At 62.6% G+C, this 25,575-nt stretch carries 23 protein-coding genes; 8 read left to right on the top strand and 15 right to left on the bottom strand.

Annotated elements, in window-relative coordinates; genetic code table 11:
* Positions 1-224: 224 nt before the first annotated feature.
* Complete coding sequence (locus SO156_RS02390; protein WP_498533697.1) at positions 225-692, bottom strand: SgcJ/EcaC family oxidoreductase; 468 nt, start codon at positions 690-692, stop codon at positions 225-227.
* 504 nt (positions 693-1,196) lie between these two features.
* Here SO156_RS02390 and SO156_RS02385 point away from each other — a divergent pair.
* Positions 1,197-1,607, top strand: a complete 411-nt coding sequence (locus SO156_RS02385) for a hypothetical protein (protein ID WP_498533696.1) — start codon at positions 1,197-1,199, stop codon at positions 1,605-1,607.
* Between the two features lie 455 nt (positions 1,608-2,062).
* Here the strand turns inward: SO156_RS02385 and SO156_RS02380 are convergent, their stop codons facing one another.
* Together SO156_RS02380 and SO156_RS02375 are read right to left on the bottom strand one after the other, a co-directional pair.
* On the bottom strand, positions 2,063-3,997 hold the full coding sequence (locus SO156_RS02380; RefSeq protein ID WP_498533695.1) for a peroxidase family protein: 1,935 nt from the start codon (positions 3,995-3,997) through the stop codon (positions 2,063-2,065).
* 402 nt (positions 3,998-4,399) lie between these two features.
* A complete protein-coding gene (locus tag SO156_RS02375; protein ID WP_498533694.1) occupies positions 4,400-4,909 on the bottom strand; it encodes a DUF2867 domain-containing protein in 510 nt (169 codons plus the stop codon).
* Between the two features lie 678 nt (positions 4,910-5,587).
* Here SO156_RS02375 and SO156_RS02370 point away from each other — a divergent pair.
* A complete protein-coding gene (locus SO156_RS02370; RefSeq protein ID WP_498533693.1) occupies positions 5,588-6,385 on the top strand; it encodes a methyltransferase domain-containing protein in 798 nt (265 codons plus the stop codon).
* 110 nt (positions 6,386-6,495) lie between these two features.
* Here the strand turns inward: SO156_RS02370 and SO156_RS02365 are convergent, their stop codons facing one another.
* Genes SO156_RS02365 through SO156_RS02355 form a run of 3 tightly spaced genes read right to left on the bottom strand, consistent with a single transcriptional unit; the run spans position 6,496 to position 10,414 of the window.
* Entirely contained in the window at positions 6,496-7,113 is a 618-nt protein-coding gene (locus tag SO156_RS02365; RefSeq protein ID WP_498533692.1) for an Isoquinoline 1-oxidoreductase subunit, read from the bottom strand.
* A gap of 8 nt (positions 7,114-7,121) precedes the next feature.
* Positions 7,122-7,646 carry a (2Fe-2S)-binding protein gene (locus SO156_RS02360; RefSeq protein ID WP_458144696.1) on the bottom strand — a complete coding sequence of 175 codons (525 nt, stop codon included), beginning with the start codon at positions 7,644-7,646 and terminating at the stop codon, positions 7,122-7,124.
* Positions 7,643-10,414 (bottom strand): xanthine dehydrogenase family protein molybdopterin-binding subunit, encoded by a 2,772-nt coding sequence (locus SO156_RS02355; protein WP_498533691.1) that lies wholly within the window; start codon positions 10,412-10,414, stop codon positions 7,643-7,645. The genes SO156_RS02360 and SO156_RS02355 overlap by 4 nt, the downstream gene beginning before the upstream one ends.
* Positions 10,415-10,661: 247 nt before the next feature.
* Between SO156_RS02355 and SO156_RS02350 the strand changes: the two genes are divergently transcribed.
* Entirely contained in the window at positions 10,662-12,260 is a 1,599-nt protein-coding gene (locus SO156_RS02350; RefSeq protein WP_498533690.1) for a multicopper oxidase family protein, read from the top strand.
* Here the strand turns inward: SO156_RS02350 and SO156_RS02345 are convergent.
* Positions 12,257-12,733 (bottom strand): DUF3828 domain-containing protein, encoded by a 477-nt coding sequence (locus SO156_RS02345; RefSeq protein ID WP_498533689.1) that lies wholly within the window; start codon positions 12,731-12,733, stop codon positions 12,257-12,259. The two genes, SO156_RS02350 and SO156_RS02345, sit on opposite strands and share 4 nt — an antisense overlap.
* A gap of 292 nt (positions 12,734-13,025) precedes the next feature.
* Between SO156_RS02345 and SO156_RS02340 the strand changes: the two genes are divergently transcribed.
* Entirely contained in the window at positions 13,026-14,648 is a 1,623-nt protein-coding gene (locus SO156_RS02340) for an ABC-F family ATP-binding cassette domain-containing protein (protein WP_498533688.1), read from the top strand.
* Between the two features lie 167 nt (positions 14,649-14,815).
* On the opposite strand, the gene SO156_RS02335 is transcribed toward SO156_RS02340, so the two are convergent.
* Positions 14,816-15,349 (bottom strand): REP-associated tyrosine transposase, encoded by a 534-nt coding sequence (locus SO156_RS02335; RefSeq protein ID WP_498533687.1) that lies wholly within the window; start codon positions 15,347-15,349, stop codon positions 14,816-14,818.
* Positions 15,350-15,505: 156 nt separating this feature from the next.
* Positions 15,506-15,913: a hypothetical protein gene (locus SO156_RS02330; RefSeq protein ID WP_498533686.1), complete on the bottom strand. Its 408-nt coding sequence runs from the start codon at positions 15,911-15,913 to the stop codon at positions 15,506-15,508.
* A 261-nt stretch (positions 15,914-16,174) separates the two neighbouring features.
* Here SO156_RS02330 and SO156_RS02325 point away from each other — a divergent pair, with 261 nt between their 5' ends.
* Together SO156_RS02325 and SO156_RS02320 are read left to right on the top strand one after the other, a co-directional pair.
* Positions 16,175-17,665, top strand: a complete 1,491-nt coding sequence (locus SO156_RS02325) for an amidohydrolase family protein (RefSeq protein ID WP_498533685.1) — start codon at positions 16,175-16,177, stop codon at positions 17,663-17,665.
* Positions 17,666-17,668: 3 nt separating this feature from the next.
* A complete protein-coding gene (locus SO156_RS02320; RefSeq protein ID WP_498533684.1) occupies positions 17,669-18,604 on the top strand; it encodes a CobW family GTP-binding protein in 936 nt (311 codons plus the stop codon).
* A gap of 71 nt (positions 18,605-18,675) precedes the next feature.
* Here SO156_RS02320 and SO156_RS02315 read toward each other — a convergent pair whose 3' ends face one another.
* Positions 18,676-18,924 carry a hypothetical protein gene (locus SO156_RS02315; RefSeq protein ID WP_458144703.1) on the bottom strand — a complete coding sequence of 83 codons (249 nt, stop codon included), beginning with the start codon at positions 18,922-18,924 and terminating at the stop codon, positions 18,676-18,678.
* 87 nt (positions 18,925-19,011) lie between these two features.
* Positions 19,012-19,890 carry a dienelactone hydrolase family protein gene (locus SO156_RS02310; RefSeq protein ID WP_498533683.1) on the bottom strand — a complete coding sequence of 293 codons (879 nt, stop codon included), beginning with the start codon at positions 19,888-19,890 and terminating at the stop codon, positions 19,012-19,014.
* A gap of 286 nt (positions 19,891-20,176) precedes the next feature.
* Between SO156_RS02310 and SO156_RS02305 the strand changes: the two genes are divergently transcribed.
* The gene (locus SO156_RS02305) at positions 20,177-20,635 is read left to right on the top strand and encodes a cupin domain-containing protein (RefSeq protein ID WP_498533682.1); all 459 of its coding nucleotides are present in this window, start codon (positions 20,177-20,179) and stop codon (positions 20,633-20,635) included.
* Positions 20,636-20,642: 7 nt separating this feature from the next.
* Here the strand turns inward: SO156_RS02305 and SO156_RS02300 are convergent, their stop codons facing one another.
* Positions 20,643-21,605 carry an alpha/beta hydrolase gene (locus tag SO156_RS02300; protein WP_498533681.1) on the bottom strand — a complete coding sequence of 321 codons (963 nt, stop codon included), beginning with the start codon at positions 21,603-21,605 and terminating at the stop codon, positions 20,643-20,645.
* A gap of 142 nt (positions 21,606-21,747) precedes the next feature.
* On the opposite strand from SO156_RS02300, the gene SO156_RS02295 reads away from it, so the two are divergent.
* Positions 21,748-22,425, top strand: a complete 678-nt coding sequence (locus tag SO156_RS02295; RefSeq protein ID WP_498533680.1) for a nitroreductase — start codon at positions 21,748-21,750, stop codon at positions 22,423-22,425.
* Positions 22,426-22,815: 390 nt separating this feature from the next.
* Here SO156_RS02295 and SO156_RS02290 read toward each other — a convergent pair whose 3' ends face one another.
* From SO156_RS02290 to SO156_RS02280, 3 genes are all read right to left on the bottom strand, one after another.
* Positions 22,816-23,859, bottom strand: coding sequence for an HD-GYP domain-containing protein (locus tag SO156_RS02290; protein WP_498533836.1), 1,044 nt, complete (start codon positions 23,857-23,859; stop codon positions 22,816-22,818).
* Positions 23,860-23,955: 96 nt separating this feature from the next.
* Positions 23,956-24,273: a PilZ domain-containing protein gene (locus SO156_RS02285; protein WP_458144709.1), complete on the bottom strand. Its 318-nt coding sequence runs from the start codon at positions 24,271-24,273 to the stop codon at positions 23,956-23,958.
* The gene (locus SO156_RS02280) at positions 24,270-25,409 is read right to left on the bottom strand and encodes a DUF2336 domain-containing protein (protein ID WP_498533679.1); all 1,140 of its coding nucleotides are present in this window, start codon (positions 25,407-25,409) and stop codon (positions 24,270-24,272) included. Before SO156_RS02280 ends, SO156_RS02285 begins: the two co-directional genes overlap by 4 nt.
* Positions 25,410-25,575: the final 166 nt, after the last annotated feature.

Here is a 25,575-nt window from a genome sequence, read left to right as displayed (position 1 = left end):
CGCTTGGTCGTGCGGTTAGGTTGGGCCGAACCGACTCATGGGCTATGTGACAAACTGAGTTGATCCGCGGCGTGCGGCGTGCCGTTGCGACTATCGGGGCCTTGGCTGATCGGCCCGGTTTGCCTCGACGAAAGCGGGGCAACCAAGCCGACCATGTCCGTGGACCAGGACAAAACCAACGGCTTTCTGCAGTCGTTTGTCCATTTCTCCGCAGATTTTGCGGACTATTTGTTTGTGGAGGCCGAACCGGTCGTCGCCGCCGGAGGTGGCATCATGTTCCAGGTGTCGGCGCGGTATTTCCAGTTTGCGCCGTCCTGTACGACGACGCTCATATAGGTTCCGTTGACGTGCTGGCCTCCGGCATCTGCTGCCCACGTACCGGCTTGATAAAGCGAGTTTGCGTCGATCATGTTCGCCTGTGTAACGGGCAGAACCATATTCTCGATTTTCTCCTTTATCATCTGATCCATGAATTTGCGGATATTTTCGGTGCCGATGATCGGTTGATCTATGCCTTGCGGTAACAAGACAGCATCGGCCGTGTACAGAGCGGTGAGGGCAGCGGCATCTTTCTTGTTAAAGGCCTCGATCCACTTGTCGTTGAGACGCTGTGCGTTTGTTTTGGCGTCGTCAGCGAAGGCGGGTGCAACTAAGGCGAATGTCAGAGCCAAAACGTAAAGCGATCTTTTCATGACTTACACTCCCATATGGTGACCTTTTGAATATGGCAATGCACGTCGAGACTATATGAGCGAGACACACGTTTGTCAGGATAAATAAGTTGACCGCCAGGTTCGCTTTGCCCGTTGAGCACAAGCTGTGCTGAACCAAATCAGGCGCAACATCATACCGGCGCACCAATAGGCCCGGAAATTCCTGCTTGTCTTCGAAGCGATACTCCACAGCCAAAACTATGCAGCGGGACAAGCATCGTGAGCAAGTCACCGCTCGTGCCGGCCAAGCTTCACTCAGTGCTGGCAATTCAAGTCCGCTATGCTTCCGTGTCCGGATCTCGACGAGGTGCGCGGCCACTTCGCTGTTGGGCCAAGCGCGGAAATGTTTCCTGGGATTGCTCGATGCATTTCGAGAATGCAGTTAGCAGCCTAAGGTGGTAGATCGTACCTGCGTCCAGTCTCCAGTGCATCTGCAGGATTCGCGACAAACAAAAGGGAAGTGATGTGTGTCGGATACTAATCATGGTCACTTGCACCATCTTCACATTGGTAGTGGCAAGCTCTGCCTACGCGGAAAAGGTCTATTATCTTCACGACCCTGGCGGCAACACCGCCGCGCATATCTATACGTACTCGCACGTTAATGCGGAGTATGATCGCGTGGTGATCGACGGTCGCTGCAAGTCGTCTTGCACGACGGTCCTGGGGGTCGTTCCCCTCAACAAAATCTGCATCACTCCGAGCGGCTACTTCATGTTTCACGCTGCGCATCACGGTGACCGCAGCATTAATCCCGGCGAGACTCAGTTGATGATGTCGTCCTATGCGCCCGAGGTTCGCGACTGGGTGATGAAACACCACGCGCTCGAACAGGTGGACCCCTACACATACCTGTACGCCAAGAACGTAACGTTCATCCGACACTGTCGGTAGTCCGACAAGCCGCTAGTGGCCGACTAGCCGGGCAAGGGACTGTCGCCAGAACATGGCGTATTTTTCCGCAAGGGTCATGCGCATCGATTTGGGCGCAGCTCGGCTACGCCGGGTCCACCTCCGACACCTGACTTGCACACGAGCAAGGGGAATAGCCGCTAAGGCCATTTCCGGACTCGTGCACCGCGGCAATCGCATTCGATTCGATCTCCTTGGCGGCACTGGCCGAACAACGCGGCGTCCGACCGAGGCGAGTGCTTTCGCGATGGCTTTCGCCACTACCACGTGAGTGATTTCGTTAAGTGAGTTCGGCGAAGCTTGAGCTTCGGCAGCGGGGAGTATGGAGGGCAGCCCGCTGCCAAATCCGACCTGACCACTATTAGCCGGAGACGGACGTCTATAGCGTGGGGGTCATCCGCCACACGAGAACCGCCGCGCCTCGCAGCATTTTGGACCTATGTCCAATCGTTACCGCGCAACTCATTCGGCCTTACGCCAAGCAGGTCGATGGTTTCGTTGCCGAACTGCAGGACGGTTCCACCGTGGTGGTCGTAAGATAGCGACACGAAAGCACCGTTCAGAAGCTGCAAGTGATCGACCTTGGGATTGAAGTCGGTGATGACCGCGCTGTTGTGGCCCGCCGTGATGTCATGGTTGAACATTGTCCTGAGACCACGTGCGGCCAACAAGGAGTCCTCCGGGTTTACGAGGTCCTCGAGGTTGAACACAAAAGTATTAGCGCCGGCACCGCCGGTCATCGTCATGTGACCACGTGCTGCCACCAATGTGTCGTCCAGGTTTCCGCCGGTCAGTGTATCCTTGCCTGGGGATCCGACTACTAGTTGAGCCTGACCGCTCACCGCATCGGCCCCGGTCGGATCCACCCCGCCAAGCGCGCCGGAGTGCCGCTCTGTTGATATGAACGCATCGGCCTGCATGGCGGTAGTGCCTGTCGTATCGCGTTCGATGATGTCCGAGAGGGTGGTGGATTTGATCTCCTGCAGGGTTTGCGGATCGAAACCCTGGTTCTCGAAATACAGCCGGTCTCCGTCGCGCAATGCCGTGAACTGGTCAGCGATAATCTTGCCGAAGGTCTGACCGATTGCGGCTCCCGACGTGTGATCCTCTGCCAGACCGCCTGTCCACAGATCGACGGCATCGACCGTGCCGTAGGCTTGCTTCAGTGCTGAAGCCGTGGCCGAATCCGAGGTGATCTGGTCGAAGCTTGTGTAGGGAGTAAGCCGTAACGCCTCCCGCGTTTCGTTCAGTGTTCCGAGGCCTAGATCGTGGGCGCGCTGAATGTTGGTGGCGGCCAGATCGATAGCATCTGGAGGATCACTCAGGAGGCTTCGAAGATCCTCTATGATATGTGTGTCGAGCGGTTGCGCGGTATCGCTGGAAAGATGCCGCAACAGTCCATCGGCACCGCCGTTGGCAGCGAACGCCGCCGGTGATTCGAAGAAGCTGTCCGCCAGCGATTGTTCCGAGGTGGTCGCGCCCAGATTACTAATGCCATTGATGTCGCCCGACACGATGGAGTGTCCGAAGCGATAGGCCGCACCTTCAAACTCCTCGGTGATGCTGGCGTTAACGTTCGAATCGTAGCCGTGATAGGCCGGAATGGCATTCGGCCCCAGCAAATGCGGCAGGAACTCATTATAGGTGATGTTGACCATTTCCGCGGTGGTGATCGCCTTTGCGGTCTCGTACAACTGGTCACCGTTCCAGTGCGGATGCTCTTGGTGCAGTTTGTCAACTTGGTAATTGTGTTCGCGGACAAACAAGGTTTGCAGCGCAGTCAGATCGGGATTTTCCTGCGCCCGCACATCCCCCGCCGCAAAGGCGGGTCCCTGCGCGGTCATAACGATGGGCAGATTGTCGCCGGCCGATACCTTCATGTGACCATCTGCGGTGCGCAGGCGGGCTGCTGTGGCGGGGTCGGAACCATACACTTGGGAGCCATCAAGCCAGCCGGTCACCGTGTTAATGGCAGTCGCGGGATGTCCGGGCACTCCGGTCGCCGGATCGATCGCCACCCGTGTCAACGGAATTACGGTGCCTTGAGGTAGGCTGTCACCCGCCGGCACGAGTATTGAAATATCCGGCGTATTGGTCCCACTCTTTTCCAGGTCGAGGTCATGATCGACAAACTGACCCCATGCATACATCATCCCGGATAGCGCCACGCCGTTGACCTCAAGATGCGTGTCGGGACCGTTCGCCACCACGATGTTACTGATCTCGCGTGGGTTGGGACCAGGCTGCATGGCGTCGAAGCCATCGGCGAAATTTGCCGGCCCCACCCGTGCAAAGTCTGTGTTGGCCTGATTTAGCGCCGGGTCCGAAGGATTGTTGTCTGAACCGTCGATGGTACGGAATTGGAGCGCCATGGGTACCCTCCCTGAGTCCCCCAGCTTGCGCTATTAACTGCTTTTGAAACGGCGCTTTGATGATTCATTGTGTTGGTCGTGCGGTTGTTAAGCGACGATGTGAAAGCATTTTCGGGGATCGTTGAAAAAAGCGGAACTGAAGTTATGGGCAGACATCGGGCGGCACCACAATTTTGTGACCTATCTGAATTGTCCGATTCCGAACGCGCGCGTCTGCAATGGCTCTCGACGCAGCATTAAAAGCGGACATCATCGCATGTCTCACATGGGTCAAAATGGGTGGAACTAAGTGTGAGCAAATCTAGTCCGCTATACCCGCGCGTCCGGACCTCAGCGACTTCGCGCGATGCGCCACGGACCGCTAATGGCCGACTACAGCCAGTCGCGACCACCAAAGCATGCTTAAATCTTCATTGCTCTTGCCGCCTGTTCTAAACTGGCCCGCACAATCACGCGATGAAACGGTGCTATCGTCGTAAGATAGGTGCGCCCCAGTCGGTTATGGCAATGCACCACGGTACCCGCGACCAGTTCGCGCCCATTTGCTGCATCGGCGCGAAGCTGGATGGTGACGCGGAAGTCGAGATGCCAGTCATCCGCGCCCACTACCAACTCCGTCGCGCTCTTTGACAGCACCGGGAAGAAGCCGATGACCGACCCACGCGCCGCTGCGGCAAGACCGACGGCGCGCGACGATTTGACGGCGACTGTCGCCATCACAACATCGCGGACACGAGTGAGCGCACGAATCCACCACGCCTGTCGCTCGAGCGCGGCGCGTGCCAGTACCTCTAGATCATCGCTGGCCCCCGCCGGCAGTTGAATTGCAAAGGCGTCCAAAAGGTCCGCACCCGCGTAAAGCGGCGCAAGCACGCTGTTGCTGGGCATGGGCACGGCGCGCGCTTTGGTCATGCGATAGGGACCGGATGCTGGGGAGGGGCGCAGCGCCGTTGGCGTTGCGGACGATCTTGCCGCCGTAGTCCTTTTCTATATCCACGCGCTCTGCATCGCAACAATCCTGCGGCGCAGATGGCTCAGTTGGGTCAAAATGCGAGGAACTCAACGTGAGCAAATCAAGTCCGCTTTCACCCCGGGGCCGGACCTCAACGAGCGCGCGGTCACTTCGCTGATGGGCCAGCAACTGACATGCTCCCACCTCGTGATCGGAACGAACTATCCGCCAGTAGGGGAAAAAAGGTGGATGTACGGCGTGCTGTCGGGTGGCATGAACCAGCGGGCGCTGGATGGCCGTCACGTAACGTTTCCAGACCATCGTCTGCCTTGGGCGGGTTGGTTGCGTCATGATGGCGCGCCCTTGCGCTTGAGAGTTGGCTTACATTTTCCCTTACCGGTGGCCTATTCTTCGTGCTCCAAGGTTTCCGCACCGGGTGACTCCTGAGAGGGAATGGCAATTTGCGTATCTCTTCGTGGATTGCGCGATCGACATCGAACGGCGTTAGCCGCAGCGAACGATTTAGCGGCCGAGGTATCGCCACCTGCGTGAAATGAGATCGGTCGCAGCCCTACGCAGGACAGAGATTGAGATGCTCGGTGCCCTGCGGAAAGCAATTCTGCGAGCGAGGCAAGAACATGACGGTCCCACAAGCGTTGATCGAGGCAGCAACCGCCTATGAGGCACTCTTCGTTCCCGCTCTTTTCCGGCAATGGGCTCCAATCGTGGCAGATGCCGCGCACATTAAGTCTGGAGATCGAGTCTTAGATATCGCGTGCGGCACCGGCGTGCTGGCCCGTGAGGCGGCAGTGCGTGTGGGACAGACCGGCCATGTCGTCGGCATTGACCCGCATGCTGGAATGCTGACGGTGGCAAACGGTATTTCGTCCGCAATCGACTGGCAAACGGGCACGGCCGAGGCGCTGCCGTTCCCGGATCAATCCTTCGACGCAGTCGTCTGCCAGTTCGGGCTCATGTTCTTTGCCGACCGCAACATGGCGGTTCGTGAAATGTTGCGCGTGATGGTTCCTGGTGGACGCTGCGCAGTCGCGGTTTGGGGCACCCTAGAGAATGCCCCCGCATTCGCTGCTCTCGTGGCCCTGCTCGACCGCATCGCTGGCAACGCCGCTGGCGACGCGCTGCGGGCGCCCTTCGTGCTCGGGGACCGACAAGTGCTCGCCGCGCTCTTCGGTGACGCAGAAGCCGGATCTATCAATGTCACGACTCATCAAGGTACAGCACGATTTCCCTCCACACACGAGTTCGTAGAGGCGGAAATTAAGGGCTGGTTGCCCGTGATGGGCGTTATTCTGCCCGAGCCAACGATCAACCGTATCCTGGCAGAAGCGGAGAATGTTCTCGCGCGCTACGCTACGCCGGCGGGTGGCCTAGCGTTCGATGTATTCGCGCATGTAGTCAGCTCAAGGAAGCTCTAGCTGCCTCGACCTCTATTTCGGGTCAAAAAGCCGTCGATGACGACCAAGCCGGGCGACTGCCGCTTTACCTTCGGAAGCCGACGCTTATGACTACTCGCCCTAGCTTCTCGTCACGGCGCGGGACAGGCGGCCCCCGTCTTCACCCAGGCTTCAACCAGTGCGCCGGCCTGCGCCTGCGTGCCGGGCACCGGCGAGCGGCCAAAGCCCGGCTTCCAGGCCCAGCCGACCAGCGTGTCCTTGCCGATATGGTCGATCAGCGCCTCCACCTTGCGGCCGCCGTTGCGCGCGGGGTCCCTGATCTGCTCGCAGATCTCGCCGATCGTCTTGCCCTCCCAAGCCATTTCACGTGGGGCAAGATGCCATTCGGGATGGCCGGGAATACGGCCAGGCTCGAAATTGGCCTTCTGGTGACAGGTGTGGCAGCGCATCGACTCCAGACCATGGCCGTCTGCGCCGCGCGTGACCGGCGGCTGATGGAGATGCGGATTGTCGCCTTGCCGCGGGCTGTCGCCGGCCGGATGGCAGTTGGTGCAGCGCGGATGCGTCAGCACCTTGCCGAGCTCGGTGAAAATCGCGGCCGATCGTTTTTCAGTGTCGGTAATGTTGGCGAAGCTCTCGGGCGAGGCCAGAGCATGACTCGCCGTCTCGGAGGCAGCAAGGCCCGCGCAAAGGCTGCTGGCGAGCGCCGCGATCACGGCCATCGTCTTGAAGCGCGCGTCGGAGATCATGGCTCGTGTCACTTGGTGGCGATGAGGTAGCGGTTCGAGTCGGCAAGGATCACGTCGCGCACGGCCTCATGATACTTGATGTAGCCGGTGCAGCGGCAGAGATGGCCGTCGAGCGCGTCGGCAATCGTCTGCTCCAGCGCGTCGCGGGGGACCGGCTTGCGCGCGAGGCGCTCGAGCAGGACCTGTCCCTCGTTGAGGAAGCCCGCCGTGCAGTAGCCGCACTGAAACGCGAAATGGTCGATGAAGGCCTTTTGCAGCGCGGAGAGGTCGCCATCCCTGGCATGTCCCTCGACGGTGCGGATCGACTTGCCGTCGAAATTCACGGCCGGCGCGATGCAGGTCGGGCTGGTGTAGCTGGTGCCGTCGGGCTCGTCGACGATGATGGCGCAGCTCAGGCATTGCGCGGCGCCGCAGCCGAACTTCGTGCCGGTCATGCCGAGCATCTCGCGCAGAAAGTCGTTCATCGAGAGGTCGTCGCGCACCTCCACCGGACCATGCTTTTGGCCGTTGATGGTGAGGCTAAGTGTCGTCACGCGAGCACTCCCTTCAAAAGGCTTGACGTCACCGGCAGCGCACGGAAGCGGTGGCCGGTGGCATCATGGATGGCGTTGATGAGCGCCGGCACAATCGGGATCATCACGACCTCCGCCATGCCCTTGGGCTCTTCGTCCGGCGTCAGCGGCTTCAGCATCTCGATCTCGAGATCGCGCAAGGGCAGGTCCGAGCCGCGCGCGACGAGGTAGCGTCCGAGATTCCATTCGCCGTTGCCCGGGCCGCCTTCGAAGGGCGGCAGCGTCTCGAGCAGCGCGTAGCCGACGCCCATCGCGAAGCCGCCATGGGCCTGGCCCATGACGACCTCGGGCACGAGCGCGGTGCCGCATTCGAACACGCTGTAGGCCTTGGCGATGCGCAAGGCGCCGGTCGCGCGCTCGATCTCGACGCGGACGACCGTGCCGCACATCGAGGTGTAGGCTGTGCCGATGCGGTTGTTGTCGGTCGGAGGAAACTTGACACTGGTGCGGTTGATGCGCTCGAACTTGCCGCTGCCCCGGCGGATTGCGAGGGCGTCGATGTCGGCGCGGTATTGCTCGCCGAACAGCGGAAAGCGGGCGCGCGACCAGGCCCAGCGGGAAAAGCTGTGCGCGACCGCACCGGTGACGAAGCCGCGCGCATGGGCGGTTGCGGCAAGCGCGGGCAGCGCGAGTGGTTCGAGGCCGGGCATGACGAGCTGGCCATTTTCCCAGCGTGCGCTGGCCCATTGCCTTGCACGAGGATCGGCCTTCGGGATGTGCCAGAGCTCCAGCGCCGCCGGCCACAGCCCGAAGCGGAAGATGACGCGGGCAGCTTCTGCAGACGAATGCGTGCCGACATGCGCGCCGATCGAGGCTGATGTGGCCGAGCTGATCGCGGGCACCCAGCGCGGATTCCTCTCGGCTGCATCCTGGGTCTTCTGATCCATCGTGTAGGGATCACCGGAGGTGACGAGTCCGAGCGCGTCGTAGCTGTCGACGCGGGCGACCGAGACCCCGTCGGCTATCGAGCCGAGATGGCTCGCCACCCGGTTCGCGAGCGCCGTGCCGACGCCGTTGCCCATCTCGACGTGGTCGCAGAAGATCGCGATCTTGCCGTCGGCGGTCAGCTCGACGCGGCCGAGCGAGCAGTCCGCGCCGGAGCCGTAGTCCTTGGTCACGCAGGCAACACCGGTACCGACCAGGCGGTCGGATGCGACTTGCTTGAACTGCGCGCGCTGTTGCCAGATCGGATGCTTTTCGAGCTTGTTGAGGATTTCCGGCGTGCGCACCGAGACGATATAGGGATTGCCCGGCATGGTCCGGCCGTTTTGCTTGAGCGCATTGCGGCGGCGGAATTCAATCGGGTCGAGCTTCAGCTCGCTTGCCGCCTCGTCGATCAGCACTTCCAGCGCGGTCATGGTTTGCAGCGTGCCGTAGCCGCGCATCGAGCCCGCGGTGACGCCGCGCGAATGCAGCGCCACGGTCGTGACGTCGACCTTGGGGATGTCGTAGATGCCGATCGCGCCGGTGGCGGCGACCACGGCGACGTTGGCCGAGAAATTGGCGAGACCGCCGCCGTCGAGCACGTGATCGGCGGCGAATGCCTTGATCGTCCCGCTCGCGCGATCGATGCCGATGCGCGAGCGCATCTTGATCGGGTGGCGTTTGATGCCACCCTGGAACTGCTGGTAGCGGTCATGAGCGAGCCGCACCGGCTTGCCCGGGAAGCAGACCGCGGCCAGCGCGACATAAAGGATGAAAGGCGTGTGATCGCGGCCGCCGAAGCCGCCGCCGACGTGGGCGAACTGCGCGTTGATATGCGCCGGCTTGTAGGGTGCGCGAGCCTTGGCCAAGAGATGCGCGATCGACTCGGCGGCCTCATAGGGCGACTGAACGCCGAGCACCAGCTCGAGATTGCCGCCCTTGCTGTTGTACCAGGCAAGCCCGCATTCCGGCTCGAGAAACATCGGATCGACCGATTGCGTCTCGAACTCGCGGTCGAGCACGAGCAGCGAAGCATCGTCCGCCGCAAGCTCGGTGCGGATCTGCTCGCCATGTTTGGCGGCCTTGCTGTAATCGGCCGGCATCTCCTTGGCGAGCGGCGACCACACCGGCAGCGCGGCGCTCTGCACCTTCTTGGGCGAAACCCAGCCGGCCTGGATCGGCGAATAGATATCCGGCTTCTCAGGCGCGCTACCTGCCACGCGCGTGAAGCGAAAGGAGCCGTAATCAGGCGCGATCACCGGCCCGGTTTCCTCCCCGAATTTGACGAAGGTCCCGTCGCGCAGGACGAGGCGTGCCCGGTCGAAGGCGTCGAACTTTTCGAAGATGAGGAGCGCGACCGGCTGCCCCAGATAGAGCGGCGTCTTGCCGACGGGGCAGAACAGATCACCGGCATAGAAGTCCGGCACCTGCGTTCCGATCCGGTCGAGGTCTGCGGCCGTGACGATGACCGAAGGCTTGAGCGCGCCGCCGAGCCGCTTGAGGTCCATGCCGGTGTAGACGTGCGTGGCGTCATTGGCGCGGACCAGGATCGCGTGCGAGGTGGTCTGTGGCCAGCCCGGCAGATCGTTGGCGCGGAAATCGGAGGCGTAGAGCTTTGCGCCCGTCACCTTGGCGACGCCGTCGACGCGGCCCGCACCTTTTGTCGCAGGATTGAAGTTGCCGCGCCCGGGAAGCGTCTCATGAGCCGCAAAAGGAGCGTTTGCCGCCGAAGCCAGGTGCGACAGGCTGACCGAGATGCCGCCCGCCGATAACCACTTCACGAGCTCGCGTCGCGAAGGCCGCATGTTCTGATCCTTGTACAAGGTTTCGAGCACATCATGATGCTGACGGCATCGGTGCCCGGAGGGTACGCGCCAACGCTCGCGTGAAGCTGTCATGATTCGTCATGCAGGCATAGAAACGGGTAGCGCGTTTACATCAGATGAAGACCTGGCGTGTCACGTGTGCGCGGATTGAGAATTCCATTTCCGCTTGCCTGGCAGTCGAATCAACTTGATTGAGGGAATTGGATGACGAGGGGCGGGAACTCACATGGGGCAGAATTTGAACGATCTCTCTCCGGTTAGCAAGTCGACCGGAGTCACAAGGCGCCAACTGCTTGATTGCGGTCTCAAGATGGGCGCGCTGTCATTGTTCGCTGGCGCCGCGAACGCCCAGCACGTGATGCACAACCATGCCGACGCCTCGCACACCGCGGACATGTCGCCAGCCATGGGCATGGTACCGGAAACGCCAGTTCCGGCCATGGATCAGCTGCTGGTCGAGCCCGAGGTGCGGCGGTCCGTCAACGGCGTGCTGAGTACGACCTTGCGCTGTAGCTACGCCTATCGCCAGATCGGCGGCGTCAGGCTTTATGTCAGGTCGTACGAGGGCGGCAGTCCGGGACCGACCTTGCGCATGAAGCCCGGCGAGACGTTGCGGATCAAGATGATCAACGATCTGCCGCCGAACCGAGACGGGCTGCCCGCCGACATCAGCCATCCTCACCAGTTCAACAACACCAATTTCCATTTCCACGGCGCGCATGTCAGCCCGAGCGGCATTGCCGACAACGTCATGCGTTCGATGGCGCCCGGCCACAGCTACAACATCGAGATCACGCTGCCGGCCGACCACACCCGCGGCACCTACTGGTATCACCCCCACCACCACGGCAGCGCCGACATCCAGATGTCCAGCGGCATGGTGGGCGCCGCTATCGTCGAGGGCGATTTCGCCGACGTTCCGGAGATCACGGCGGCGCGCGAGCGCCTGCTTGTGCTGAGCCAGGTGGTATACGATGCCAACGGCATGATCGAGAATTTCGAGACGCTGTTCCCGGAGACGGCGACGCGCTTTCTCGCGATCAACTGCCAGCGGCGGCCGGTGATCGAGATGCGCCCCGGCGAGGTGCAGCGCTGGCGCATCCTCAATGCCGCCTATCAGGATGACACGCTGCTCGACCTGGAGAAGCACGATCTGCACGCGATTGCCTATGACGGCATCCAGTTCGGCGCCATTCAGCCGCTAAGACAGCTTTTGATCGCGCCGGGTCAGCGCGCCGACATCCTGGTGAAAGCAGGCAGCCCAGGCACCTATGCCTTCAACGCGGCGCCCTACGATCAGGGGCATCCATCCCCGGTCGGCCCGCTGGCGCGGGTCGTGGTGTCGGGCGCGCCGATGGACATGAAGCTGCCACGAGCACTTCCGCCGGCGCCCCTCGCGACCATCAAGGACTCGGAGATCACCAACCGCCGCAAGGTGGTGCTGTCGGCGACCGCGCCGGAGGCCGATGCCGCTGGCCATTGGCAGGAATTCGGCTTCTTCATCGACGGCAAGAAGTTCGATCCCGCGCGTATTGATCATCGGGTCAAACTTGGCGCGGTCGAGGAGTGGACCATCGTCAACACGCACGAGCACGACGACCACGTCTTCCACATCCACACCAATCCGTTCCAGGTGGTCTCGGTCAACGGCAAGGCGTTGGCGACGCCGGAATGGCGGGATTCCGTGATCGTGGAGCGCAAGGGTGGGGAGGTCGTGTTCCGCTCCCGCTTCCTCGATTTCACCGGTGTCTTCATGCTCCACTGCCACATGATGAACCATGAGGAGATGGGCATGATGCAGACGGTCGAGGTCTATAAGCCTTAATGCACGAACATCTCCCTGAGCGTCGCGGTCTTGCCGTTGTTGACCCAGGTGATGTCGTGGATACGCCAGTCGGTCTTCAACTGCAGCAGGTCGAGCAGGACGATCATGGGTTGTCCCTGATTGACGAATTTGACGGTGGCCTGCGCCTTGCCGGCGGTGGCGTCGCCGACAGTGATGTCATAGGTCGTTGTGTCCCAATCCTGCGCGTCGAGGAACGGATCGAAATCCAGTTGTCCCACAGCGCCGCTCCGCGCTGCGGCCTTCCGGTCCTTGGCCATCAGGGTGGCAAGCCGCGGCTCGAAGTAGCGGCGAATGCTCCTCTCGTTGTCGAGCGACACGCCCTTGGCGTCCTTGCCACGATAGGAATCGTAGATTTCCGTGACGAAGGCGGTGGCCGAGGCATCGCCGGCGCGGGCGGGGGCAGCGGTCAGCAGGCAGGCGGCGGCGAGGGTAAGGCTGCGTCGCGTCAACATCGGTGTCAGGTCCAGGTTTCGAGGATCGGCCTTCTGTCGCGCGAAGATGCGACGGGGTTCATCCGTGCGGGCCAAAACGGCGACAGAACGTGTCGTTCGCTCGTGCTGCGGATTTGACATCCGCTTCGGTCGGGTTTTGTGGGCCAAGGCGAGCAGCTCCCGACGCTTGCGACCCGGGGAATTTGCGGGAATTTTGCTGCTGTCGGGGCGGAATCCGGGCGCAGCCGGGCTTCCCCTGGCGGCCGGCATGGCCTATTTACGCCGCAACGCAAATTCCCCCCAAAAAGACCTCATGATCCGCCTCGACAACGTCAGCAAGCAAGCCGGCCACCAGATCCTTTTCATCGAAGCCTCCGCAGCGCTCAACAAGGGCGAGAAGATCGGCCTTGTCGGCCCGAACGGCGCGGGCAAGACCACGCTGTTCCGCATGATCGCGGGCCAGGAGCTGCCGGACGAGGGCCAGGTCTCGATCGATCGCGGCATCACCATCGGCTATTTCAACCAGGATGTCGGAGAGATGTCTGGCCGCAGCGCCGTGGCCGAGGTCATGGATGGCGCGGGCCCGGTCAGCGTGGTCGCGGCCGAGCTGCGCGAGCTCGAGGCCGCGATGGCCGACCCCGATCGTGCCGACGAGATGGATGAGATCATCGCACGCTATGGCGAGGTGCAGCACCGTTTCGAGGAGCTCGACGGCTATGCGCTGGACGGCCGCGCGCGCGAAGCTCTGTCCGGCCTTGGCTTCAGCCAGGAGATGATGGAGGGCGACGTCGGTGCGCTCTCCGGCGGCTGGAAGATGCGCGTGGCGCTGGCGCGGATCCTCCTCATGCGTCCCGACGTGATGCTGCTCGACGAGCCGAGCAACCATCTCGATCTGGAAAGCCTGATCTGGCTGGAAACGTTTTTGCGCGACTACGAGGGCACGCTGCTGATGACCTCGCATGATCGCGAATTCATCAACCGCGTGATCTCCAAGGTGGTCGAAATCGACTCCGGCTCGCTGACCACTTATTCCGGCGATTACGAGTTCTACGAGCAGCAGCGTGCGATGAATGAGAAGCAGCAGCAGGCGCAGTTCGAGCGTCAGCAGGCGATGCTCGCCAAGGAGATCAAGTTCATCGAGCGCTTCAAGGCGCGCGCGTCTCATGCCGCGCAGGTTCAGAGCCGGGTAAAGAAGCTCGACAAGATCGAGCGGGTCGAGCCGCCGCGCCGCCGCCAGAGCGTCGCCTTCGACTTTCTGCCGGCGCCACGCTCGGGCGAGGACGTCGTCGCGCTGAAGAACGTCCACAAGGGTTACGGCAGCAAACGGATCTACGACGGGCTCGATTTCATGATCCGTCGCCGCGAGCGCTGGTGCGTGATGGGCGTCAACGGCGCCGGCAAGTCGACCCTGCTCAAGCTCGTGGCCGGTGCGAGTGATCCCGATCAGGGCACGGTGGCGCTTGGGGGCAGCGTCAAGATGGGCTATTTCGCCCAACACGCAATGGACCTGCTCGACGGCGATCGCACCGTGTTCCAGTCGCTGGAGGACGCCTTCCCGACCGCGGGGCAGGGGTCCTTGCGCGCGCTCGCCGGTTGCTTCGGCTTCTCCGGCGACGACGTCGAGAAGCGCTGCCGCGTGCTCTCGGGCGGCGAGAAGGCGCGCCTCGTGATGGCAAAGATGCTGTTCGACCCGCCGAACTTCCTGGTGCTGGACGAGCCGACCAACCATCTCGATCTCGCCACCAAGGAGATGCTGATCACGGCGCTGTCGGATTTCGAGGGCACCATGCTGTTCGTTTCGCACGACCGGCACTTCCTCAGCGTGCTCTCCAACCGCGTGCTGGAGCTGACGCCCGAGGGCATCCACCAATATGGCGGTGGCTACACCGAATACGTCGCCCGCACCGGCCAGGAAGCGCCGGGATTGCGGTCGTAGCCGTCGTCGGTAGCCTGGCTGGAGCGCAGCGCAATCCGGGTTTCGTGCAACGTGGGTGGTCAACCGATGTGGTTGGTCTGTTCCCGGATTTCGCTTCGCTCCATCCGGGCTACAAGAGAGGGGTGATGGATTTTCGTAGCCCGGATGGAGCGAAGCGAAATCCGGGATCACTCGCCGCGTTCGCCGAATTTTCCTTCGTATTCACCGGCTCCTCCCCAATCGGGAGGCAAGACGCCGGCGCGGATGTAGCGATGAAGCGAAGAGTATGGCCAGTCCGATGGCGAAGAGACGTGACCGTGCTTGACTGGGTTGAAGTGAATGTAGTTGGCGCAACGTTCGAAATCACTCTCGTCGCGAATGGTGTGCTCCCAATAGCGCTTTTGCCACAACGCATACTCGCCGCGATGATTGCGAGAGATTGGTGCGCCGGCGCTGGCAACGCTTCGTGTAAACTGACTCTTGATCTGCCGCCACCGGTCGGGAAAATCGGAGTCGCCGGTTGGGAGCGTCATGATGACGTGCAGGTGGTCGGGAAGGATCACGATGGCGTCGACGACAAATGGCTTCTTGTCGCGAGCGATTCGGAACGCGGTGCGAAGTGCCCCGACGTGATCGGTCAGCAGGGTTGATCGTCGGTCCTCCATGGCGACCGTGAAGAAGAATGTGCCGCCTGGCAGATGGTTGCGTCGATACCGAACCATGCGGATAGTCTAACCTGGATTTCGCTTCGCTCCATCCGGGCTACGGGAGATGCCGGAGTTCGTAGCCCGGATGGAGCGAAGCGTAATCCGGGATTATATGCCACGCTATCCCGCTTCGCAGGAAACGCTAAATGTCGCCGAAATTCGCGTTGCATCTCAGGTCAAGTGTTGCCGAAACCAGGCTAACCGTTCTTGCTCCTCCGCAGGAGACGGGCGCTTCACCAGCACGAAGCCAATGAGCCGGTTGGCTTGATCCGACCAGAAGGTCCCAAACCATTCGCTATTGCCGAACGCGGTAACGGTTAGAGGAGTCGACGGATGCAACTTCGCTAAGGCGGACAATAGCGAGGAAAAGCCGTATGTAACGATACCAGCCTTCTCGGCCGTCTGCTGCCTAACCTTGTAGAGCTGAAGCCAATATTCGGCCGGCGACCAATTTGATCGTTTTTCCGGGACGATTTGTGTCAGATCCGACTGCTTCAGAAAGTTGAGGGCCGCCTCGGTATCGTTGTTCGGTGGAAGCGAAGCAATTAGCTTCGTCAACGGCTCTATGTTCAAGGGCAAGGCACTTCTCCGGTGCTGGCGTTGACGGTTGTTTATCGATCCTCGTCGGTGCTCCACCGTTGACCTTCGATACCGGACCATGCGGATAGTCTAACCCGGATTTCGCTTCGCTCCATCCGGGCTACGGGACATGAGCGGGGAAAATCGCAATTCGGCGATGACGATGCACGGACGTTCGAGATGCCATGCGGTGGCGCACCTTGAACGCTGGTGGACCGCTCGCTACGCTCGCGCCGCTTTTTGGAATGCGGGAGTAGCTGAATGGGCGGGTTGGTGATCGCGGGTGGCCGGGTGGTTGATCCGGCCAGCGGGATGGATGCTGTCGGCGATGTCGCCGTCATGGACGGCCGGATCGTCGCGGTCGGCACCTCGCTTGGCGGCGCCGAGCGGACGATTGATGCGCGTGGCCTCGTGGTGGCGCCCGGCTTCATCGATCTGCATGCGCACGGCCAGTCGATCCCCGCCGATCGCATGCAGGCGTTCGACGGCGTGACGACGACGCTCGACCTCGAGGCCGGTGTGCTGCCTGTCGCGGCCTGGTATCGCAAGCAGGCGGCGAAAGGACGCGTGCTCAACTATGGCGCCTCAACCAACTGGGCTTTCGCGCGCATCGGCGCGATGACGGGCTCCAACTCGGAAAGCTCGCTGGAGGCGTTCGGCAATGCCATGCGCGATCGCCGCTGGATCGACAACGTGGCGAGCGACACTGAGGTGGCCGGCATCCTCGATCGTCTCGCGGATGGGCTCAACGAGGGTGGCATCGGCATCGGCATCCTCAACGCCTACGCCCCCGGCGCCGGCGTGCAGGAGCTCACCGCGGTTTGCCAGCTGGCGGCCAGCCATGACGTGCCGACCTTCACCCACGTCGCCTTCATGTCGCGTATCGATCCGGAAAGCGCGGCCGAAGCCTATATCCGCCTGATCGGCTATGCCGGCGCCACCGGCGCGCATATGCACATCTGCCACTTCAACTCCTCCAGCAAGACCGACATCGAACGTTGCGTGAAGCTGGTGGCCAAGGCGCAGGCGCAGGGCCTTCCGATCACGGTCGAGGCTTACCCTTACGGCACCGGTTCGACCGTGCTTGCGGCCGCGTTCTTCAGCGACCCCGAATTCGTAGCGCGCAACGGCACCGGCTATGACTCGGTGCAGCGGGTCGCCGACGGCCGGCGTTTCCGCGACCGCGAGGAGCTGCTGGCGGCGCAGGCCGCAGAGCCCTCCACGCTGGTGCTCTGGCACATCCTCGATATCGAGAACAACGCGCACCACCGCGATCTCCTGGATATGTCGGTGCTGTATCCAGGCGGCGCGATCGCGTCCGACGCCATGCCCTGGACGCTCGCCGATGGCCGCACCTACACTGGCGATGCGTGGCCGCTACCCAACGACGCCACGTCCCATCCGCGTTCGGCCGGCTGCTTTACGCGCTTCATCCGCGAGTGGGTGCGCGAGCGCCGCGCGATTTCGCTGCTTGAAGGCATCCGCAAATGCGCGCTGATCCCGGCACAGATTCTCGAGCACAGCACGCCCGCGATGCGTGCCAAGGGACGGCTCGCAGCCGGTGCCGACGCCGACATCGTGGTGTTCGACTACGAGACGCTGACCGACCGGGCGGAATTCTCCGCGATGAACCGTGTCTCGGAGGGCGTACGCCATCTCGTGGTGAGTGGCCATCCGCTGATCACCGATGGCGTGCTGGACGTGGCGGCAAGGCCCGGCCGGCCAGTGCGCCGGCCCGTCGTCGAGGCTTGAGGCGTGTCCGTTCCGGTTCTGCTCGTGGCCGGCTTCCTCGGGGCGGGCAAGACCACGGTCGTGAACCACCTCCTGGCGCATGCCGACGGGCGTCGAATCGCAGCCGTCATCAACGATTTCGGCGCGATCAACATCGACGCCGAGTTGATCACGGGCGCCGCCGACGGCGTGGTGAGCCTCGCCAATGGCTGCATCTGCTGCTCGCTCGAAGGCGATCTCTTGCGCACGCTTGCCGTGCTGCTGCGGCGTGATCCGCGCCCGGATGTCATCGTGATCGAAACCAGCGGTGTGGCTGATCCTGCGGATGTCGTGCGCAACCTGATGGATCCGCTGATCTTTCGCGAAGCGCCGCTGGAAACCGTGATGTGCGTGGTGGACGCGACGATGCAGGTGGCCATGCTGGACGACGCGTTGTTGCGGTCGCAGGTGCGGGCGGCCGATGTGGTCGCCCTGAGCAAGGTGGATCTGGTCGACGGCGCCGGTGCCGCGCAGATGCGCGACGCAATCCGCGCGATGCGCCCCTCGGCCGTCCTGGTCGACGCTGTCCATGGCGAAGTGCCCGCGGCGCTGCTGTTTGCGCCCGATGTCGATCGCGCGCCGGTGCCGCGCGAGCCTGGGCCGAAACGACCGGCTGCCGAGCGGTTCGAGACCATGAGCTGGACCGCGGATAGGCCGGTATCGCTGCCGCGGTTGCAGGCGGCGATCGGCCGACTCGCGCCAAGATTGGCGCGGGCGAAGGGCCTGTTCGAGACTGTCGAGCAGCCCGGGCGGCTGATGGTTTTTCAACTGGCCGGCGGTCGGGCGACGCTGGCCGCGGGCGGGACGCTGCCTGCGGGGACGCCACGGACGCGGATCGTCTTCGTTGCCGAGATCGGCGTCCTCTCGCGCGAGGAGATCGATCGGATCATGGAAGGCTGCATCGACGCTGGGGCGGCGTGAGGGCCGCCCCAAAGCAAGATACGCCCGCGGCGAGCGGGCGTATCGGGATCGAGGGCCGATCGCGCCGCGCCTTAAGCGCCCATCTCGCACTTCTTCATGAAGCTGCTCTTGGCGGCGCCGGCGAGCGGCTTGCCATCGGAGCCAACCGCCTTGGGCGCACAGGCATCTTCCTTGCATTTCTTCATGAACGAGGTCTTGGCGGCGCCGGCCAGCGGCTTGCCATCCTTGCCAACGGCCTTGCTTTCGCAGGTATCCTCTGCGAAGGCCGAACCGGCCGCGAAGGTGGCGACGACGGCAGCCAGGAAAATCCGCTTCATCATGGGTGTCTCCCTAAACAATGGTTCGGGAATTGGAACTCCGAATCGTGGCGCAATCAAGCAAGATCAGCGTTCGGCCTGGCGATCGCTTCAATTTTTCCAGCGTGCAACTGTAGCAATCGCCTTGACCTGCACGTCGTTCAACGCCGCCTGATTTGCGGTGACCGACTGGTGGAGCGGCAAGGGATCGTCGAAATCATGGGTCGCGCCGGGATAGACCGTGACGTCGATCTTGCTGCCGGCCTGGCCCGCCCGGTCGGCGGCCTCCTGGCACAACACGGGCGACACCTCCTCATCGCTGGCGCCCAGGAACATGGCGATCGGCGCGGTCGTGGAGATCGTCGGCTGCAATAGCGCCTTCGGTCCGCAACCCGGATAGAACGCGAGTGCGCCGCGAAAGCCGGCTGCCAGGTTTGCGCCTTGCCGGATCATCACGTTCAGCGCGGTGCTGCCGCCGTTCGACCAGCCCTGGAGGAAGATCTGGTTGCCGATCACGTCGCTGCGGCTGCGTAAATAGGCAAGCGCGCCCTCGACATCGAGCGGGCGCACGGTTTTCTCGTTGACGTCGTCACGATCGGAATCGTCATGGGTGAAACGGCCGAAACCGTAGGCCTTGCCGCGCGGACCAAAACTGTCCGGCAGCAGTGTGAGATAGCCGCGTGCTGCCCAGTATTGGCCCCACATCACGTGCCGTTTCGACAGGGTCGCAGCGTTGCAGGGCGAGGAGACCTTGGGGCCAACGACGGTGCAGTCCGCATTGACGTTGCTGGAATAGGGCCCGCCGCGGCCGTGCAGCAGCACGATGGCGGGAACGGGACCCGCCGCCTGTGGGCGGAATAAATAGCCGACGAGCTGCGTGCGGCCGTCGGCACTGCGGAAATAGACCGTCTCCGGTGCGGCTGCCGCATCGCAGATCAGCCACAGCGAGGTGGTCGCGGCAAAGACAATGCGAGTGAAAAAGGCTGGCATGCTGGTCGGAATCCCTGGTCTTCCGGCAGGAGGCACCAAAGCGCGATGAGATTGGGCTGAACCATCATCGCGCCTTAGGTTGTTGTTTTGAGCATGATCTCCGCGCAAACGTGCTGCGTTAGTCGCGAGGGAAAACCGCTTCACATTTTGCGCTAACGCGGCCCTTCGGGTCCAGATCATGCTCTGGTGGAGGCGAAGATTCAACTCAGCTTGCTGCACTGCGCGCTGACCGGTTGCTGCAAAGCTGTTAGCCTCGTTCATAATCCAGCAGGAACGGAGCATTGCGATGGACGCCCCGACAGGCCCGCAAACCGCCGACCGGCATTCCCACCTGGTTCAACCCCAAATCATGGACTGGCAGAAAACGCGCTTTCCGGGCTGCGAAACCAAGACGTTGCTGTTCGATTGCAGCACGGGACTGATGACGGCCCTGATGCGCTTTGCGCCTGGGGCGGTGCTACCCGATCATGAGCATGTCGGCATCGAGCAGAGCTACGTGATCGAAGGCGCGCTCGTCGATAAGGAGGGGCTCGCCAAGGACATCGCGTGCGGGGCCGGCGAGTTCATCTGGCGCGAAGCCGGCAGCCGTCACGTCGCCTGGTGCCCGGAGGGAGCGCTGGTTCTTGCGATCTTCCAGGTGCCGAACAAGTTCTTCGAGGCCGACGGCCGGGTGATCGATGCCAGCGGTCAGGACTGGGACGAAGCCTGGGGCCATACGGCGACGCAGCGGGCGCGCAGCAGTTAGCAGTTCTTCATGCCCCGCGGGCGAGCAACGCCTTGAAATCGGCACGCGTGCGCTGGGCCTCGAGGCGCGCAACCTCGGAGGCTTCACCCATGCTGAAATAGCCGTGGATCAGGCCGGCACCCTCGTGATGCCTGACGGGAACGCCGGCGGTCTCCAGCGCCCGTGCATAGGCCGCGCCCTCGTCGCGCAGCGGATCGAACCAGGCCGTCGTGACGACGGCCGGCGCAACGCCGGCGAGCGATTTGGCCCTCAGCGGCGAGGCGCGCCAATCCTGTGCGTGCGAGGGATCGGCGAGGTAATGGCCAGCAAACCATTCCATCACCGCGCGCGACAAGAAATAGCCGTCCGCATTTTCGGTGCGTGAGGGAAAGTGCGCGTTCTCGGTCGTATCCGCATAATTGCCAACCACGTCGGTCGCGGGATAGACCAGAAACTGTCCGGCGAGTCCGATGCCGGCGTCGCGGCAGGCGATTGCGGTGCCTGCTGCGAGATTGCCGCCGGCGCTGTCACCGGCCACGCCGACCCGCTTCACGTCGCCGCCAAAATCCGCGATGCGGTCGAACACGTCGCGTGCCGCGGCAAAGGCATCCTCGAATGCGCCGGGAAAGCGCGTCTCCGGCGGACGCCGATAGTCGACGGAGACCACGACCGCGCCGGTCTCGATCGCGAGGAATCGCGCCTGCCGGTCATGGGTGTCGAGATTGCCTGCAACCCAGCCGCCGCCGTGGAAGTAGATCACGGTCGGCGCGGGCTTCGAACCGAGGCGATACACGCGCGCGGCAAGCGATCCCGCGCCGCCCTTCACCTCGATATCCCGGACCTCCTCCACGAGCGGCGGCGGCACGGCGGCGCGCGCGGCAGCAAGTGCAAGCAGGGACTCGCGGGCGCTCTGCGGTGTCATCGTCGCGGGATCGCGCAGCGGCAGCGTCGCGATGATCTGGGCAATGACGGGATCGAGCGGTGCGGGCATCGGCGGGTCTTTCAAGGGGTCTTGCAACGGTTCTTGGTTTTGCTTGCGCGCTAGCATAGGTTTCGAGCGCCGGTTGGGCAACCGGCTGCCGGGTCGCGCCGAAATTGCGTGGTACGGAAAGCAGGAGAGGCAGGGGGAACAGGTGGATTTCGAAACGCTGGTGCAGTCCCGTCGTAGCGTGCGCGGTTTCAAAAAGCACGCGGTGCCGCGCGCGGAGATTGAGGCGATCATCGATGTGGCCAAGCGTGCGCCGTCTTCGATGAACACCCAGCCCTGGCACGTTCACGTGCTCACTGGTGCGCCGCTCGAGCAGGTACGCCGACGCAACATGGAGGAGATGGTCGCCGGTGCCAAGGTCAAACGCGACATCGTCAGCCATGGCGAATACCAAGGCATTCATCGCACGCGTCAGGTCGACATTGCCAAGAAATTATTCGGCGCGATGGGGATCGCGCGCGACGACAAGCCGATGCGGCAGGATTGGGTGTTGCGCGGCTTCCGCCAATTCGATGCGCCGGTCTCACTGGTGCTCACCTATGACCGTGTGCTCGACCCCGGCGCGGTCTGCCACTTCGATCTCGGCGCGCTTTGCTACGGCATCGTGCTCGCGGCATGGGATCGCGGCCTTGGTTCGGTGATCAACGGGCAGGGCATCATGCGCTCCGACATCGTGCGCGAGGTCGCTGAGATCCCCGACGACGAGGTCATCATGACCTGCGTTGCGATGGGATATCCGGACGACACGTTTGCCGCCAATGCCGTGCGATCCGATCGAGAGGAGAACAGCGAGTTCGTGCGCTTCGTCGGATTCGCCGACTAAAGGTTGCATATTGCGGGAGCGCGTTGCGGTTTACCAAGAGAATATTCTTCTGCCGAAATTTTTGGTGCGGACTCCCAACCGGCTCTTGCAATCTCGACTCGTCAGGAGGAACAATAAGCGCGTTGAAAGGTTTGTTGCTGGCGCGAGGGAATTCACATGCGGCGGCTGGCTAGCCTGGTGCGATGGTTGCTTGGGCCGCGAGTGCGGTATCCCGACGATGATGATCCAAGTCTCCCTTTCTCTCCCGAAGAATTCGGCCGGTTGATTTGCAGCGGCAAACGTGAAGACATGAAGCGGCTGGCGGAAGGCTTGGCGTGCCGATCGATTCCGCGTCGCGCCAAATACCGCGCCACGCACTAAGGCGAACGCATTGAAGGCGCCGATGCGCGATCAGCGGGTCAGCGCGACCTGCTTGAATGAGGCGACCAGCGCCTTTTCCAGTTTGCCCTGCATCCCCAGGAGAACGCCATAGGCGTCCTCGCGCGGCATTGTCGGTCGGTACGACCGGTGCTCGATCAGCGCGGCGAAGATGTCGGAGATGGTGAGAATTCGAACGACATCCGCAATGTTTTCGGCGCCAAGCGCGTCCGGATAGCCGCTGCCGTCGAGATATTCGTGGTGATGACGTACCGCATCGAGGATCTCGGGCGAGATGTTGGCATAGTCCTTCAGAACCTCGTATCCCGCGACCGGGTGCGTCTCGATCAGTGTGCGCTCCTCGGCGTCGAGGCGTCCCGGCTTGTCGAGGATCGCCAGCGGAATCTTCGCCTTGCCGATGTCGTGAAACATGGCCGCCGAGTACAGCCGTTCGAGATCGTCCTTCCTGACGCCGAGACTCAAGCCAAAGTCGATGGCGACGCCGGTGACCAGCAGGCAATGCTGGTAGGTTCCCTCGTGATGACGCCGTACCGTGGTGAGCCATTCCGACAGGCCGTGTTCTGCAATGCGGTTGGCGATCTTGCGGCCGGCTTCCCTCGTTCCATCGACATCGATGGTCTCACCGAGCATGACCGAGCTGAACATCGAGCCGATGGCGGTCGCTCCCGCCTCGACGGCGTCATCCGGTTGCGACTGGCCATCTGCGGATGTGGCATCGGAGTTCGGCGACCCGAGCAGCGCGGCCAGGAGCTTGGCCTGGTTGGGTACGCCCGGCAGGACGTGCGTGGCGCCGAGGGCGTAGGCCTGCGAGATGCAAACGTGGGAGGGCGGCTCGACCAGGAAGATGCGCTTGCTCGCCTTGGCCAGTCGCGCAGACCGCTTCTTCAACGCAGCGATGTTGTCGACGTCGCGAAGGTCCGCGCGCACGACGACGGCAAGCGGTGAGTGCGGCAGCCGTGCCTCGGCATCGAGCCGTTCACCCGCCACGGCGAATTTCCGTTCGACGATCGAGCAAACTCCGGACAGCTTGTCCGAGCTGTCAGCCAGCACATGCACGAAGGCGTGCGCGGCCCGAGGCTCCGGGACGCTCTTTTGAGCTTTGACTGGTGCGACGACACTGGAACTTGGCACGGCTGTGGCTTTCAGCGACGGCTACTTGCTCTTCGCCAGCTCGCTGTCGGCCTTTGCCGGTCCTTTCCTTCCCGTCTTGATGAAGTGAATCCCTGCCATTGTTCCGTCGATCCAGACCAGTTCGCAGCGGCGATAGGCGAGGCCCGTCGAGGACAGCAGCATGAAGAATTCCCTCGCTTGCAGAACGTCGAGGGTTCCTTCGACCTCGATCTTGGCGCCGCTGTCCGAAACATCAAGCAGCACACAGGAGCGGCGCCAGGTGCCGTCCGCCCCCATCAGATTGACGGGCTGCTTGTGATCCATCCGAACGCGGTGTGCTTTGCGACCGTCAAATTTCATGGGCTGGCCCCGGATTTCCCGCGCTTATTGTTGTTGTCGGCAGTAACGGCCCCGGCGCTTGCGGCCATTTCGCCCCAGCGCACCGCCCACTGGCTTGTTGAAAGATAGAGCTCGTCGAACAGCTTTTGGGCGCGCTCGCGCTGCTCATAGGAAAGGCGCGGGCCGCCGCGATTGCAGAGGATGGCGAGCGTCGTCTGCCAGTTCAGGCGGGAGGCGCGGCAGGCCATGACCAGTGCTTCGCAATCCTCGTCGGTGATGATTTTTTCGATCACGTCGGTCGGCGCACCCGACAGCACCGAGAGTGAGGCGATCAGATTGGCTGCCTCGCCCCGGATCGCGAAGCGGTTGATGGTTGAGTCGTTGAGCTTCCCGACGCGGTTGAGCGCGACGACGGAGAGCCTCGCTTCGGCATAGTCGGCCGATGACGGAAGCTTCGGCCGTGCCGTGGGCCGTGTCGGACTGAGCACGGTCTCGATCCGCTCGCGCAAAGCGGGGGCAGCAGCATCAAGTATGGCAGCCCTCGCGTCCGGGCTCAGCCTGGGGAAGAGCCCGCGGACAATCTTGTCGGGCGTGTCGGAACGGAATGCCAGCGCCCTGGCGATCTCGTTGTCATGTTCGGCCCTGGCGATCAGCATGGCATAGCCCGCGGCGGAAAAAGCGGCGCCCGGATTGTTCACCAGCGCGCGACCGACATTCTTGCCGCCGCGCTTCAGCAGAATGTCCGTCAGGGTTGGATCGACCGAGTTCCTTCCAGAGATCGCCAGCAGATGCTGCTCCCCGCGCGACGTCGCAATTGTCGCCAGGTCGTTCGCCGAAATCGTGCGCGATTTGAGAAGGAGCGGGCCCGCAACCATCGGATCGTCATGGAAGGCAAGACGACGCGACGTCTCCCTCGGAGCCAAGCTCAGATCGACCAGCGCTGTGCTCAGCTGCGTGAGGGCCGTCGGCTCGATTCGTTCCGCAATGCGAAGCAGGACCTCGTCCAGCGCACTGATCGCTGGCTCCTGAAGTCGATCGCGGCCTGCAACGAGCAGGTCGGTCGTTTGCCGAAGCATGCGGACACGGCGCTCGTAGGCGCAGCCTGCGATGGTGCTTTCGAGCTCGGCAACAATATCGGCAGGCAAAATGGCATTCATGGCGGGCCTGATCCGCTAAAAAAACGACGGTGTTTCTACGGGGGCAATTGCGCGCCAAAGTTGTTAAGCATCGGTTACATTGCAAGGTGCGGTGGCGCCTTTGCGCCGCAGTAAAATTTGAATCGATATCGAAATTCGGCAGATGCCGCCGCGAAACCCTTAAAGG

This window comes from Bradyrhizobium sp. UFLA05-125, assembly GCF_059803515.1.
Note: the sequence above shows the minus strand (reverse complement) of the source record. Positions and strands in the feature narration are given on the sequence as shown.

Coding starts and splice junctions, on each gene's coding strand:
- SO156_RS02390 (WP_498533697.1), bottom strand. CDS start 692: ATGAAAAGATCGCTTTACGTTTTGGCTCTGACATTCGCCTTAGTTGCA.
- SO156_RS02385 (WP_498533696.1), top strand. CDS start 1,197: ATGGTCACTTGCACCATCTTCACATTGGTAGTGGCAAGCTCTGCCTAC.
- SO156_RS02380 (WP_498533695.1), bottom strand. CDS start 3,997: ATGGCGCTCCAATTCCGTACCATCGACGGTTCAGACAACAATCCTTCG.
- SO156_RS02375 (WP_498533694.1), bottom strand. CDS start 4,909: ATGACCAAAGCGCGCGCCGTGCCCATGCCCAGCAACAGCGTGCTTGCG.
- SO156_RS02370 (WP_498533693.1), top strand. CDS start 5,588: ATGACGGTCCCACAAGCGTTGATCGAGGCAGCAACCGCCTATGAGGCA.
- SO156_RS02365 (WP_498533692.1), bottom strand. CDS start 7,113: ATGATCTCCGACGCGCGCTTCAAGACGATGGCCGTGATCGCGGCGCTC.
- SO156_RS02355 (WP_498533691.1), bottom strand. CDS start 10,414: ATGCGGCCTTCGCGACGCGAGCTCGTGAAGTGGTTATCGGCGGGCGGC.
- SO156_RS02350 (WP_498533690.1), top strand. CDS start 10,662: ATGGGGCAGAATTTGAACGATCTCTCTCCGGTTAGCAAGTCGACCGGA.
- SO156_RS02345 (WP_498533689.1), bottom strand. CDS start 12,733: ATGTTGACGCGACGCAGCCTTACCCTCGCCGCCGCCTGCCTGCTGACC.
- SO156_RS02340 (WP_498533688.1), top strand. CDS start 13,026: ATGATCCGCCTCGACAACGTCAGCAAGCAAGCCGGCCACCAGATCCTT.
- SO156_RS02335 (WP_498533687.1), bottom strand. CDS start 15,349: ATGGTTCGGTATCGACGCAACCATCTGCCAGGCGGCACATTCTTCTTC.
- SO156_RS02325 (WP_498533685.1), top strand. CDS start 16,175: ATGGGCGGGTTGGTGATCGCGGGTGGCCGGGTGGTTGATCCGGCCAGC.
- SO156_RS02315 (WP_458144703.1), bottom strand. CDS start 18,924: ATGATGAAGCGGATTTTCCTGGCTGCCGTCGTCGCCACCTTCGCGGCC.
- SO156_RS02310 (WP_498533683.1), bottom strand. CDS start 19,890: ATGCCAGCCTTTTTCACTCGCATTGTCTTTGCCGCGACCACCTCGCTG.
- SO156_RS02305 (WP_498533682.1), top strand. CDS start 20,177: ATGGACGCCCCGACAGGCCCGCAAACCGCCGACCGGCATTCCCACCTG.
- SO156_RS02300 (WP_498533681.1), bottom strand. CDS start 21,605: ATGCCCGCACCGCTCGATCCCGTCATTGCCCAGATCATCGCGACGCTG.
- SO156_RS02285 (WP_458144709.1), bottom strand. CDS start 24,273: ATGAAATTTGACGGTCGCAAAGCACACCGCGTTCGGATGGATCACAAG.
- SO156_RS02280 (WP_498533679.1), bottom strand. CDS start 25,409: ATGAATGCCATTTTGCCTGCCGATATTGTTGCCGAGCTCGAAAGCACC.